This window comes from Klebsiella quasipneumoniae subsp. quasipneumoniae, from assembly GCF_020525925.1.
Taxonomy (GTDB): Bacteria; Pseudomonadota; Gammaproteobacteria; order Enterobacterales; family Enterobacteriaceae; genus Klebsiella; species Klebsiella quasipneumoniae.
In genome coordinates, this window is record NZ_CP084876.1 from 1,618,339 (window position 1) to 1,630,708 (window position 12,370).

Sequence of the window (12,370 nt, forward strand, 5' to 3'; positions counted from 1 at the left end):
GTAAACGTTTCCAGCCGTGTGACCTCACTCACGTAGCGGACCGCGGGTCGCTGCCAGAATAGCCTCCTTGCTGAGCACAGGAGGTGAATGTGACGTGCTGTAATTCTCTTAAGGTCGCTGAGTATGATCACCATTCGTGATGTCGCCCGCCAGGCGGGCGTATCCGTGGCCACCGTGTCGCGGGTGCTGAACAATAGCGCGCTGGTGAGTCCGGATACGCGCGACGTGGTGATGAAAGCGGTGACCCAGCTGGGCTACCGGCCCAACGCCAACGCCCAGGCGCTGGCCACCCAGGTCAGCGATACCATCGGCGTGGTGGTGATGGACGTCTCCGATGCCTTCTTCGGCGCGCTGGTGAAAGCGGTGGATACCGTCGCCCAGCAGCATCATAAGTATGTGCTGATCGGCAACAGCTATCACGAGGCGGAAAAAGAGCGCCATGCCATCGAGGTGCTGATCCGCCAGCGCTGCTCGGCGCTGATCGTCCATTCTAAAGCGCTCAGCGATGCTGAACTGAGCGACTTTATGCAACATATCCCGGGGATGGTGCTGATCAACCGCATCGTGCCGGGCTTTGCCCATCGCTGCGTCGGCCTCGACAATGTTAGCGGCGCGCTGATGGCTACCCGCATGCTGCTCAATCACGGCCACCAGCGCATCGGTTATCTCTCCTCCAATCACGGCATTGAAGACGACGATATGCGCCGGGAAGGGTGGAGCAAAGCGCTGCAGGAGCAGGGCATCATCGCCCCGGACAGCTGGGTCGGGTCCGGCTCCCCGGACATGCAGGGCGGCGAAGCGGCGATGGTCGAACTGCTGGGGCGGAATCTCGGCCTCACTGCGGTGTTCGCCTATAACGACAGCATGGCGGCCGGCGCGCTGACCACGCTGAAGGACAACGGCATTGTCGTGCCGCAGCATCTGTCGCTGATTGGCTTTGATGATATCCCTATTTCCCGTTACACCGATCCTCAGCTGACCACCGTGCGCTATCCGGTAATGTCGATGGCGAAGCTGGCCACCGAGCTGGCGCTGCTGGGGGCGGCCGGCAAGCTGGATCGCGAGGCGACGCACTGCTTTATGCCCACCCTGGTGCGCCGTCACTCCGTTGCCCAGCGGCAAACTGTGGGGCCGATCACTAACTGAAGCGGCGGCGGGATGTAACCGCTTTCAATTTGTGAGTAAATTCACAGTATATTAACATTCACCTGATTATGATGGCAGCGTTTACCAGTCTGAACCGCGAGGTGATGGGAAATCCTCACTTTCTTCAGTAGGAACAAGGCGTTAAACGAGTATTAGAGTCGTATTTTTCTGGAGCGTTACCCGACACGGAAGACCGAATTTTCGTCGTGAAATGCGTTGTGCGGTAACACTAATGCAACAAATCCCGCCCGCACTTTTTCACAAAAATGACCCTGCATAATAAAACCGGAGATTCCATGAATAAGAAGGTGTTTACCCTCTCTGCTGTAATGGCTGGTCTGTTATTTGGCGCCGCAGCACACGCAGCAGATACCCGTATCGGCGTGACGATTTATAAATATGACGACAACTTTATGTCGGTGGTGCGTAAGGCGATTGAAAAAGATGGCAAATCCGCGCCTGACGTCCAGCTGCTGATGAATGACTCGCAGAACGACCAGTCGAAACAAAACGATCAGATTGACGTGCTGCTGGCGAAAGGCGTGAAAGCCCTGGCGATCAACCTGGTTGACCCGGCTGCGGCGGGAACGGTCATCGAAAAAGCGCGCGGGCAGAACATTCCGGTGGTGTTCTTCAACAAAGAGCCTTCCCGTAAAGCGCTGGATAGCTATGACAAAGCTTATTACGTCGGTACCGACTCGAAAGAGTCCGGGATTATTCAGGGCGATCTGATCGCCAAGCACTGGAAAGCCAACCCGAACTGGGATCTGAATAAAGACGGCCAGATCCAGTACGTCCTGCTGAAAGGCGAGCCGGGCCATCCGGATGCGGAAGCGCGTACCACCTACGTTATCAAAGAGCTGAATGATAAAGGCCTGAAGACCCAGCAGCTGCAGATGGACACCGCCATGTGGGATACCGCCCAGGCGAAAGACAAAATGGACGCCTGGCTCTCCGGCCCGAATGCGAACAAGATTGAAGTGGTGATCGCTAACAACGACGCCATGGCGATGGGCGCGGTTGAAGCGCTGAAAGCGCACAACAAGAGCAGCATTCCGGTGTTCGGCGTGGATGCGCTGCCGGAAGCCCTGGCGCTGGTGAAATCCGGCGCGATGGCCGGTACCGTGCTGAACGATGCTAACAACCAGGCGAAAGCGACCTTCGATCTGGCGAAAAACCTGGCCGACGGGAAAGACGCTGCGGCAGGCACCAACTGGAAAATTGACAACAAGATTGTTCGCGTCCCCTATGTGGGCGTCGATAAAGACAACCTGAGCCAGTTTACCGGCAAATAATCGTGATGTGAGTTGCGGGCGTGGGTTATCCACGCCCGATTATTCCTGATACAGAACCAGACTCCTGCTGGCGTTATTGCGCCGGACGGGGCGTGCATGAACGCAGCCAGGTATAACTATGGTCAGCAATAATAGCGAACGGTCAGGCGAATATTTGTTGGAGATGAGCAACATCAACAAATCGTTTCCTGGCGTCAAGGCTCTTGATAATGTCAACCTGAAGGTTCGTCCGCACTCCATTCATGCGTTAATGGGTGAGAACGGCGCCGGTAAATCGACATTATTAAAATGCCTTTTTGGGATCTATCAAAAAGATTCCGGCAGCATTCTTTTTCAGGGAAAAGAGATCGATTTCCATTCGGCGAAAGAAGCCCTGGAAAACGGTATTTCGATGGTACATCAGGAATTAAACCTAGTCTTACAGCGTTCGGTCATGGACAACATGTGGCTCGGGCGTTATCCCACTAAAGGTATGTTTGTCGATCAGGACAAAATGTACCGGGACACCAAGGCCATATTTGATGAGCTGGATATTGATATCGACCCGCGCGCCCGCGTCGGTACCTTATCGGTATCCCAGATGCAGATGATTGAGATCGCCAAGGCGTTTTCCTATGACGCCAAAATCGTCATCATGGACGAGCCGACGTCCTCGCTGACGGAAAAAGAGGTCAACCATCTGTTTAAGATCATCCGCAAGCTGAAAGATCGCGGCTGCGGTATCGTCTATATCTCGCACAAAATGGAAGAGATTTTCCAGCTGTGCGATGAAATTACCATCCTTCGCGACGGCCAGTGGATCGCCACTCAGCCGCTGGAAGGGCTGGATATGGACAAGATCATCGCCATGATGGTCGGGCGTTCGCTCAACCAGCGCTTTCCGGATCGCGAAAACACCCCGGGAGAAGTGATCCTTCAGGTGCGCAATCTTACCTCCCTGCGCCAGCCGTCCATTCGCGATGTCTCCTTCGATCTGCATAAGGGCGAAATTCTCGGTATCGCCGGTCTGGTGGGCGCGAAGCGGACCGACATCGTGGAGACTCTGTTCGGGATCCGTGAGAAGGCCAGCGGCACCATCACCCTGCACGGGAAGAAGATCAACAACCACAGCGCCAATGAGGCGATTAACCACGGTTTTGCGCTGGTGACCGAGGAGCGGCGCTCCACCGGGATTTACGCCTATCTGGATATCGGTTTTAACTCGCTGATCTCCAATATTAAGAAATATAAAAACAGCGTCGGCTTGCTGGATAACTCGCGGATGAAGAGCGATACCCAATGGGTCATTGACTCTATGCGCGTTAAAACCCCCGGCCAGCATACGCAGATTGGTTCGCTTTCCGGTGGTAACCAGCAAAAGGTCATTATTGGCCGCTGGCTGCTGACCCAGCCGGAGATCCTGATGCTGGACGAGCCGACGCGCGGTATCGACGTCGGCGCCAAATTCGAGATCTATCAGCTGATTGCCGAGCTGGCTAAAAAAGATAAAGGGATCATTATTATTTCCTCCGAAATGCCGGAACTGCTGGGGATTACCGACCGCATTCTGGTGATGAGCAACGGCCTGGTCGCGGGCATTGTTGAGACTAAAACCACCACGCAAAACGAAATACTGCGTCTTGCGTCATTGCACCTTTAAGATCAGGGGCTTCACATGAGTGCGTTAAATAAAAAGAGTTTTCTCACTTACCTGAAAGAGGGTGGGATCTATGTCGTCCTTCTGGTCCTGTTGGCCATTATTATTTTCCAGGATCCGACATTTTTAAGTCTGCTCAACCTGAGTAATATTCTGACCCAGTCCTCGGTGCGTATTATTATTGCCCTCGGCGTGGCCGGACTGATCGTCACGCAGGGCACCGACCTCTCCGCCGGCCGTCAGGTGGGACTGGCGGCGGTGATTGCCGCGACCATGCTGCAGGCGGTGGATAATGCCAACAAGGTGTTCCCGGATATGGCGACCATGCCGATCCCGCTGGTCATCCTGCTGGTATGCGCCATCGGGGCGGTCATCGGCCTGATTAATGGGATCGTCATTGCCTATCTGAACGTGACGCCGTTTATTACCACCCTTGGGACCATGATCATCGTCTACGGCATTAACTCGCTGTACTACGACTTCGTGGGCGCGTCGCCGATCTCCGGCTTCGACAGCCATTTCTCCCATTTCGCGCAGGGGTTTGTGGCGCTGGGCTCGTTCCGCCTGTCCTACATCACCTTCTACGCGCTGATTGCCGTCTTCTTTGTCTGGATCCTGTGGAACAAGACGCGCTTTGGCAAAAACATCTTCGCTATCGGCGGTAACCCGGAAGCGGCGAAGGTCTCCGGGGTCAACGTAGCGTTGAACCTGCTGATGATCTATGCCCTCTCCGGCGTGTTCTACGCCTTCGGCGGCCTGCTGGAAGCCGGTCGTATCGGCTCGGCGACCAATAATCTCGGCTTTATGTACGAACTGGACGCCATCGCCGCCTGCGTGGTGGGCGGCGTATCGTTCAGCGGCGGGGTAGGGACCGTATTCGGCGTGGTGACCGGGGTGATTATCTTCACCGTGATCAACTATGGCCTGACCTATATCGGCGTTAACCCTTACTGGCAGTACATCATTAAGGGGGCGATCATTATCTTCGCCGTGGCGCTGGATTCCCTGAAATACGCCCGTAAGAAGTAATTTTTGCCTGAGTAAAAACCCGCGCCTGGCGCGGGTTTTTTTATACCTGAAACGGATGCGTTGATGGAGGCTACTTTTCTTTCTGCAGCTCCAGTAGCTGCTCCGGGGTGACCGCCGGGTAGGACTGGGCGTCATCCGGCACGTCGTGCTGCTGCGCCGGAATCGGAATTAAAGGACCGAGGAAGCGCGGTTCCCGTTTGAAGATGTAGAGGTCCGCCAGCGCGCCGAAGCGGGCGCCGAATTCGCGCAGCCGCACGCTCCACATATCCTTCGGCGACGGCACCGCGTAGCACTGAGCCTGGATCCCCATATGCAGGGCGATAAACAGCGCCCGTTCGCAGTGGAAGCGTTGGGTGATGATAATGAAGTCGTTGGTGTCGAACACTTTGCGGGTGCGGACGATCGAGTCGAGCGTGCGGAAACCGGCATAGTCCAGCACGATATCCGCCGGATCGACGCCGCCTTTAATCAGGTCCCGGCGCATAGTCATCGGTTCATTGTAGCTTTGCAGGGCGTTATCCCCGCTCAACAGCAGATAGTTGACCTTGCCGCTGTTGTAGGCGTTGAGCGCGCCCTGGATGCGGTAGCGGTAATACTGATTGATCACCCCGGTGCGGTAGTATTTAGCGGTGCCCAGCACCACGCCGACCTGGCGGTAGGGGAGGTCCTGCAGCTCGTCATAGATATAGGGCGCGGTTTTCCAGCTCATCCAGCGGTCAAGACCCAGCACGGTCAACAGCAGCAGGCCGAGCAGGACTAACAGGCTGTAGAACACACGCTTTAACATGAACTTGGCTCAATAATAGACAACGGAGTCTTCAGGCTACTTTACCCGCCGGGTAAGCGCAAGAAACCCGCGTTTAATTGCGGGGATTTTCAGCAATATGAGCCGATCGCCGATCCCAGACCGGGCAAGGCGTAGCCGCAACCTGTTCTCCGGCCCTCCGTAACGTCTCAGCGACTTTGAGGCCGTCAGGTCGGCAGTTTCAGCAGCCATCGCGATCTTCAGCTCGCAATGGCGCGAACGGTAGGTCGGGTTAGCGGAGCGCCACCCGACAACATAACGGCATAAAAGGTTGGCCGGATTAGACGAAACCGCCATCCGGCCATCTGCTCAGGCGCGCAGGCTGATTAACCTAACAGCACGCGCTCGATATTGTGGCAGCCCAGCGCCTTCAGGGTGGCGACGGTGGCGTCCCACTGAATCAGCGCCGCATCGGCTTTCTCCGCCAGGATCGCCCGCTGGATGTCCGGATAATCATAGCCGTTGAGGCTGAGGAGATTCAGCGCCCCCTGCAGCGGCGGCAGCGTCGGGTTGAACGCCGCGTTTTCCGCATAGCTGCCGCTGAAAAGGGTGCCATCTTTCAGCTCCAGCGCTACGCCGGAAGGCGAGTGGCTGTAAGGCGCGTGGCAGCGGTTAGCGGCCTCAATCGCCGCCTGGGACAGGGCATCGCCGCTGACCGGGAAGCCGTGGTTCTGGTGGTCCATCAGCAGGGTTTTGATCTCCAGGTCTTTCGGGCCGAAGGCATCCGGCAGATAGTGCTGCAGCGCATGGGCTTCGCGACCGGGCAGATGAATGCGCAGCGCCAGTCCGCTGTTCAGTTCGTTCATAAACTGACGACAATGGCCGCACGGCGTGTAGTTCACCGTGATAGCGCGCAGGGAGGTTTCACCGCGCAGCCAGGCGTGGCTGATGGCGCTCTGCTCTGCATGGACGGTCTGCTGCATGGTGGCGCCGACAAACTCCATGTTGCCGCCAAAGTACCAGCGGCCGCTGACGCCGCGGGCGATAGCCCCGACGTTAAAGTGGGAAAGGTCGGCGCGCGCGCAGGCGGCGGCCAGCGGCAGTAGCGCAAAGGCCAGCGCGTCTTCGTCCAGACCTGTCGCCTGTTGCAGCGTCGCCACCTGATCGGCCTCGAGCAGCGCCGGGAAGTGCGGGTCGGCGAGCATCGGGGCGATGGCCGCCTGCAGGTCTGCTGCCAGAGTCGTCAAAGCAGCTTGAAAACGTGAGTGCATAGCGTTGCCTCATAACAGTGTAATGGGAAACCAGTGTACGGGCGTCAAGGGGTTTCAAGTGTGATTTACATCTCATTGCTAATGCAACTTTTCATCGTTGCATTAATAAATGTGATACGAGTCACATTTTATCCCACTACCGCAAGGATCAGCGGGAATAAAAACGGCGCCATCAACGAGGTGATGATCCCGCACAGCACCAGCGCCAGCGAGCTGAACGCCCCTTCCTGATAGTCCAGTTCCGCACAGCGGGCGGTACCGAGGGCGTGCGAGGCGGTGCCCATCGACAGGCCGCGCGACGCTTTAGTGCGAATACGCATCAGGTTGAGCAGGGTATGGCCGAATACCGCGCCAAGGATGCCGACAAAAATCACGCACACGGCGCTAATGGCCGGGATGCCGCCGATACTGCCGCTCACCGCCATGGCAATCGGCGTGGTCACCGATTTGGGCAGAACAGAGGCGGCGATCTGCGGTGTGGCGCCCATCAGCAGGGCCACGGTGGTGCCAGTGATCATCGCCACGCAGCTGCCGATAAAGCAGATGGTGATGATCGATTTCCAGCGCGCGCGGATCTGGTGCAGCTGTTCATACAGCGGGAAAGCCAGCGCGACCACCGCCGGCTGCAGCAGATCGTTCAGGATCTTGCTGCCGGCAAAATAACGCTCATAGGAGATCCCGGTCAGCAGCAGAAACGGGATTATCACCACCATCGCCACCAGCAGCGGGTTGAGCAGCGGGAATTTGAAGCGGGCCGCCAGTTTGCGGGCGAGGAAAAAGACGATCAGGGTTAGCGGTAGCGACCACCAGATTTCATGCATCATTTTTCTTTTCCTTTTGCCCAATCACTTTGCGTTCGCCGTGCACCAGGTGGGAGCTCCAGCTCACCACCACAAACACCACCAGCGTGCTGATGGCGCAGGAGATGACGACCGGCCCCAGCTGCGCGCGCAGCAGATCCCAGTACTGCATCACGCCGACGCCGATCGGCACGAACAGCAGCGCCATATAGCGGATCAGGATATTGCAGCCGGGGTTGACCCACTGCGGCGGCATAATTTGCAGCGCCAGCAGCACGAAGAGGATCAGCATGCCGATGATGCTGCCGGGGATGGTGATGGGCAGCAGCCCGGCGATAAATATTCCGGCGTATAAGCAGGCGTAAATCAGGACGAAAGCCCGCAGGTAGTGCCAGATAATAGTCAGCGATTTACTCATGGTAATAACCCTTGATGAAGTGCATTCATCATACAATTAATCCCTAAAATGTGCTACCGATCACATCATGAATTCTATGCATAGCGCTGATAGCGTACGGGAACAATAGCCTCTCCCGGCAGGACCTGACAGCTCGCAGCTTTGGGTATATCGGGTCCCACGCTACCTTTTTGGAAGAGAAGCGGCAAATGAAGGCGGTATGAGACGCCGCAGACTCCTGTAAAGCATAGAGATTATCTCCTCGCTTTGCCGCATTCGCCGAATGGGGAATGGCGTACGGTAGGCGGGAAGCATTGAGCACTTTCAACCAACGCCCGGAGGCGCTACCATAGCGCCTCTTTTTTTTCCGGGTAACGATATGCGTGTACTACTGGCGCCGATGGAAGGCGTGCTCGATTCGCTGGTGCGCGAGCTGCTGACCGAAGTGAACGATTACGATCTGTGCATCACCGAGTTTCTGCGGGTGGTGGATCAACTGCTGCCGGTTAAATCGTTCTACAGGCTGTGCCCGGAGCTGCATCATCAAAGCCGCACCCCGTCCGGTACCCGCGTGCGCGTCCAGCTGCTGGGGCAATATCCCGAGTGGCTGGCGGAAAACGCCGCCCGCGCAGTGGCGCTTGGCTCGTGGGGCGTCGATTTAAACTGCGGCTGTCCGTCGAAGCTGGTGAACGGCAGCGGTGGCGGGGCGACGCTGCTGAAAGACCCGGAGCTTATCTATCGCGGCGCGAAGGCGATGCGCGAGGCGGTGCCCGGACATCTGCCGGTGACGGTGAAAGTTCGTCTCGGCTGGGACAGTGGCGAACGGCGCTTTGAAATCGCCGACGCGGTGCAGCAGGCGGGGGCCAGCGAGCTGGTGGTCCACGGCCGCACTAAAGAAGATGGCTACAAAGCGGAGCGCATCAACTGGCAGGCCATCGGCGAGATCCGCCGGCGCCTGACCATTCCGGTAGTCGCCAACGGCGAAATCTGGGACTGGCAAAGCGCTCAGGACTGTATGGCCGTCACCGGCTGCGATTCGGTGATGATTGGCCGCGGGGCGCTCAACGTACCGAACCTCAGCCGGGTGATCAAATACAACGAACCGCGCATGCCGTGGCCGCAGGTGGTTCAGCTGTTGCAAAAATATACCCGTCTGGAAAAGCAGGGCGATACCGGCCTGTATCATGTGGCGAGAATTAAGCAGTGGCTGGGCTATTTACGCAAGGAATATACCGAGGCGCTGACGCTGTTTAATGAAATTCGCGCCCTGCAAACCTCTGCTGAAATAGCGGCGGCGATCGCCCGCTATTAAGCGCCATATTGTTATTCGCTTCACATATTATTACTTGCCTGCCTATTGATGATAGGCATGAGTGAAATAAAGTGATACTGTGCGGTCAATCAATTCAGGATTGCTACTGAACGCAGGCAAAACCTAAGCACTTCCGTCATTCGTGGCGGCAAGTGCTTAGGTTTTTTTTTGGCCAAAATTTAACGGTGGGTAAATGATGACGTAAAACGAGAGATTGTCATTCATCTTTTCTCTGGCACGGTCGCGGTTTTATTACCGAAGGAGGCCCCTTGCCATTCATTTTTTAAAAAAAGAAAACAGGTAAATAAATAGCCTGGGGATCCCCTTTGTTTTTATTCAGTCACGGTGGAGATCACAATGTATAACAAAAAAATAAATCAGCTTTTTATCGGCGCGGCGCTGGCGGCGATGGCGCCCGTCGTGAACGCGGCGCAAACCCCGGCGTGGAACGGCAGCGTGCTGGGGTTTGAAGCCGGACAGCCAGGGCTGCTGGGCGATATGCTGGGTATTCGTCCAATCCTTGAAGAGAACGGCTTTCATTATAATCTCGGCTATCTTAACGAGATGGCCTACAACGCCGGCGGCGGTTATAACCACGATAAACATCTGGCCTATATTGACCAGGTGTCGTTGACCTTTACCCAGGATCTGGAGCGCTGGACCGGCATACCGGACGCCCGTCTCGAGGGCAACATCGTCAACCGCAACCACGATGATAACCTCACCACGAAACGGCTGCAGGATCCGCGGGTCAGCTTCAACGATCTGTCGCAGGAAAGCTGGGGCGGCGGGTCGATCACCCGTCTCGGCTGGCTGACCTTCGCCCGCAGCTTTGACGACCGTCGTCTGACCTGGCGCATCGGCATGATGAACAAGGTGCAAACCTTCGACCAGATCATTCCCTGCGATTTCCAGCTGTTGACCCAGTGCGGCGGCAAATCGGCCAACTCGCTGACCTGGAATAACTGGAACATCCACACCTGGGGCACCACCCTGGAGTACAAGCTGACGCCGACGGTGACCCTCAAAGGCGGGGTGATGGAGCAAAACCCGCAGGCCGCCTCGCGCAGCCATGCCTGGAGCTGGTCGACGAAGGGCAGCAAAGGCATTTTACTGCCGATGGAGATCGAAACCCGTCCGCTGATGAATGGCCTGCCGGGAGCCTATAACCTCGGCGTGGTCTGGACTAACGCGCCGCAAAGCGACCTCTACAGCGGCAAATCCGGCGGCGCCGGGGCGACGGACCCGCAGGGCTACGCCGAGCACAACAGCACCTGGTTTATGTACGCCGGCCTGAACCAGCAGATTACCCGCCACGCCGACGATCCGCTGCGGGGAATGAGCGTCTCGCTGAGCGGCAGCCTCAGCGACCAGCGCAGCAACTATATCCACTCCGCCGTCGCCGCCTCGATGCGCTACCGCGGGCTGTTTGACGCCCGTCCGGAGGACTGGATCGGCTTCGGCCTGACGTGGATCGACATGAGCAGCCACTACGCGCGCAATCAGCGCTACATGAACCAGCTCAGCGGCGCCGCCGACTATAACGATCCGGCCTGGCAGCCGGTGGCCGGCCACTCGCTGAACGGCGAACTCTATTATCGCTTCCGCCCAGTCTCCTGGCTGGAGCTGCAGCCGGGCCTGCAGTACTGGCACCGTCCGGGCGGCGTTGCGCAGACCCAGGACGCGTGGGTGGTGGAGTGGAAAACCGTCGTGACCTTCTGATAGTCGCGATCTTAATCACGTTTTTTCACTTGTCAGGTTGAGCGCGCAGCAGAAGTTGTTACAGTGCTGGCGTTGGATTGCAACTGCTGCGGCAGGCAAAACCTGATTACCTGGCGTTTCGTCGGGGGTCAGGTTTTTTTGTTTCTGGGGTCAATATGCAAATCGCCAAAGTACTCAATAACAATGTGGTGGTGGTTCTTGACGAACACCAGCGCGAACAGGTGGTGATGGGGCGAGGGCTGGCCTTTCAGAAACGCCCGGGCGACGCGCTGGACGACAGCAAAATTGAAAAAGTCTTCGCCTTACAAAGCGATGAACTGGTCGGCCGCTTAGGTGAACTGCTCAGTCAGATTCCGTTAGAAGTGATGACCACCTGCGATCGCATTATCGACCTGGCGCGCGGGCGGTTGGGCAAGTTACAGGAAAGTTTGTACATCACGTTAACGGATCACTGTCACTTTGCTATCGAGCGGCAGAAAAAGGGCATCGCACTGCGTAACGTGCTGCTGTGGGAGATCAAGCGGCTCTATCCGAAGGAGTTCGCGCTGGGCCAGGAGGCAAGGGCCATTATTAGCAAACGGCTCGGCGTGGCGCTGGCGGAGGATGAAGCCGGATTTATCGCCCTCCATCTGGTGACGGCGCAGCTCAACAGCGAAATGCCGGAGGTCATGCACGTGACCCGGGTGATGCAGGAGATCCTGCAGCTGGTGAAGTATCAGCTGCAGCTGAACTACGACGAGGAGTCGCTGAGCTATCAGCGTTTCGTCACCCATCTGAAGTTTTTCGCTCAGCGGATGCTGACCCGCACGGTGGTGGAAGATGACGACGTCTCGCTGCACAGCGCGGTGAAAGACAACTACGCCAAAGCGTGGAAGTGCGCGGAAACGGTGGCGACGCATCTGCAAAAGCAGTATCAGCGGGCGCTGACCACCGAAGAAATTATGTTTCTTGCCATTCATATTGAACGGGTAAGAAAAGAGGGACGCTAAGTCTCCCGACAAAACTGGATTGTTACTG

General features: G+C 57.0%; 11 protein-coding genes. 7 read left to right on the plus strand and 4 right to left on the minus strand.

Annotated features, from left to right (window positions below; all coding sequences use genetic code 11):
- Window positions 1–123 precede the first annotated feature (123 nt).
- The 4 genes from galS (at window position 124) to mglC (ending at window position 5,106) form a co-directional block, all read left to right on the plus strand.
- A complete protein-coding gene (galS, locus tag LGM20_RS07930; protein WP_023290442.1) occupies window positions 124–1,146 on the plus strand; it encodes an HTH-type transcriptional regulator GalS in 1,023 nt (340 codons plus the stop codon).
- Between the two features lie 296 nt (window positions 1,147–1,442).
- Window positions 1,443–2,441 carry a galactose/glucose ABC transporter substrate-binding protein MglB gene (mglB, locus tag LGM20_RS07935; RefSeq protein ID WP_023290441.1) on the plus strand — a complete coding sequence of 333 codons (999 nt, stop codon included), beginning with the start codon at window positions 1,443–1,445 and terminating at the stop codon, window positions 2,439–2,441.
- Between the two features lie 118 nt (window positions 2,442–2,559).
- The gene (gene mglA / locus LGM20_RS07940; RefSeq protein ID WP_002912876.1) at window positions 2,560–4,080 is read left to right on the plus strand and encodes a galactose/methyl galactoside ABC transporter ATP-binding protein MglA; all 1,521 of its coding nucleotides are present in this window, start codon (window positions 2,560–2,562) and stop codon (window positions 4,078–4,080) included.
- Window positions 4,081–4,095: 15 nt separating this feature from the next.
- Window positions 4,096–5,106, plus strand: a complete 1,011-nt coding sequence (gene mglC / locus LGM20_RS07945; RefSeq protein WP_002912871.1) for a galactose/methyl galactoside ABC transporter permease MglC — start codon at window positions 4,096–4,098, stop codon at window positions 5,104–5,106.
- A gap of 70 nt (window positions 5,107–5,176) precedes the next feature.
- On the opposite strand, the gene sanA is transcribed toward mglC, so the two are convergent.
- The 4 genes from sanA to LGM20_RS07965 form a co-directional block, all read right to left on the minus strand.
- Window positions 5,177–5,893 carry an outer membrane permeability protein SanA gene (sanA, locus tag LGM20_RS07950; protein WP_004201624.1) on the minus strand — a complete coding sequence of 239 codons (717 nt, stop codon included), beginning with the start codon at window positions 5,891–5,893 and terminating at the stop codon, window positions 5,177–5,179.
- 344 nt (window positions 5,894–6,237) lie between these two features.
- Entirely contained in the window at window positions 6,238–7,122 is an 885-nt protein-coding gene (gene cdd, locus LGM20_RS07955) for a cytidine deaminase (protein WP_044524212.1), read from the minus strand.
- Between the two features lie 128 nt (window positions 7,123–7,250).
- Window positions 7,251–7,946, minus strand: coding sequence for a CidB/LrgB family autolysis modulator (locus LGM20_RS07960; protein WP_004201621.1), 696 nt, complete (start codon window positions 7,944–7,946; stop codon window positions 7,251–7,253).
- Window positions 7,936–8,340 (minus strand): CidA/LrgA family protein, encoded by a 405-nt coding sequence (locus tag LGM20_RS07965; RefSeq protein WP_023290438.1) that lies wholly within the window; start codon window positions 8,338–8,340, stop codon window positions 7,936–7,938. The genes LGM20_RS07960 and LGM20_RS07965 overlap by 11 nt, the downstream gene beginning before the upstream one ends.
- A 358-nt stretch (window positions 8,341–8,698) precedes the next feature.
- On the opposite strand from LGM20_RS07965, the gene dusC reads away from it, so the two are divergent.
- The 3 genes from dusC (at window position 8,699) to bglG (ending at window position 12,342) form a co-directional block, all read left to right on the plus strand.
- On the plus strand, window positions 8,699–9,631 hold the full coding sequence (gene dusC / locus LGM20_RS07970; protein WP_023290437.1) for a tRNA dihydrouridine(16) synthase DusC: 933 nt from the start codon (window positions 8,699–8,701) through the stop codon (window positions 9,629–9,631).
- 357 nt (window positions 9,632–9,988) lie between these two features.
- Complete coding sequence (locus tag LGM20_RS07975) at window positions 9,989–11,353, plus strand: carbohydrate porin (RefSeq protein ID WP_044524211.1); 1,365 nt, start codon at window positions 9,989–9,991, stop codon at window positions 11,351–11,353.
- A 155-nt stretch (window positions 11,354–11,508) separates the two neighbouring features.
- Complete coding sequence (bglG, locus tag LGM20_RS07980) at window positions 11,509–12,342, plus strand: transcriptional antiterminator BglG (protein WP_044524210.1); 834 nt, start codon at window positions 11,509–11,511, stop codon at window positions 12,340–12,342.
- Window positions 12,343–12,370 lie beyond the last annotated feature (28 nt).

What these genes read in the sequence shown, in the direction of transcription:
- mglC (WP_002912871.1), top strand. Translation starts at nt 4,096, where the DNA reads ATGAGTGCGTTAAATAAAAAGAGTTTTCTCACTTACCTGAAAGAGGGT.
- LGM20_RS07960 (WP_004201621.1), bottom strand. Translation starts at nt 7,946, where the DNA reads ATGATGCATGAAATCTGGTGGTCGCTACCGCTAACCCTGATCGTCTTT.
- mglB (WP_023290441.1), top strand. Translation starts at nt 1,443, where the DNA reads ATGAATAAGAAGGTGTTTACCCTCTCTGCTGTAATGGCTGGTCTGTTA.
- dusC (WP_023290437.1), top strand. Translation starts at nt 8,699, where the DNA reads ATGCGTGTACTACTGGCGCCGATGGAAGGCGTGCTCGATTCGCTGGTG.
- sanA (WP_004201624.1), bottom strand. Translation starts at nt 5,893, where the DNA reads ATGTTAAAGCGTGTGTTCTACAGCCTGTTAGTCCTGCTCGGCCTGCTG.
- mglA (WP_002912876.1), top strand. Translation starts at nt 2,560, where the DNA reads ATGGTCAGCAATAATAGCGAACGGTCAGGCGAATATTTGTTGGAGATG.
- LGM20_RS07965 (WP_023290438.1), bottom strand. Translation starts at nt 8,340, where the DNA reads ATGAGTAAATCGCTGACTATTATCTGGCACTACCTGCGGGCTTTCGTC.
- galS (WP_023290442.1), top strand. Translation starts at nt 124, where the DNA reads ATGATCACCATTCGTGATGTCGCCCGCCAGGCGGGCGTATCCGTGGCC.
- bglG (WP_044524210.1), top strand. Translation starts at nt 11,509, where the DNA reads ATGCAAATCGCCAAAGTACTCAATAACAATGTGGTGGTGGTTCTTGAC.
- cdd (WP_044524212.1), bottom strand. Translation starts at nt 7,122, where the DNA reads ATGCACTCACGTTTTCAAGCTGCTTTGACGACTCTGGCAGCAGACCTG.
- LGM20_RS07975 (WP_044524211.1), top strand. Translation starts at nt 9,989, where the DNA reads ATGTATAACAAAAAAATAAATCAGCTTTTTATCGGCGCGGCGCTGGCG.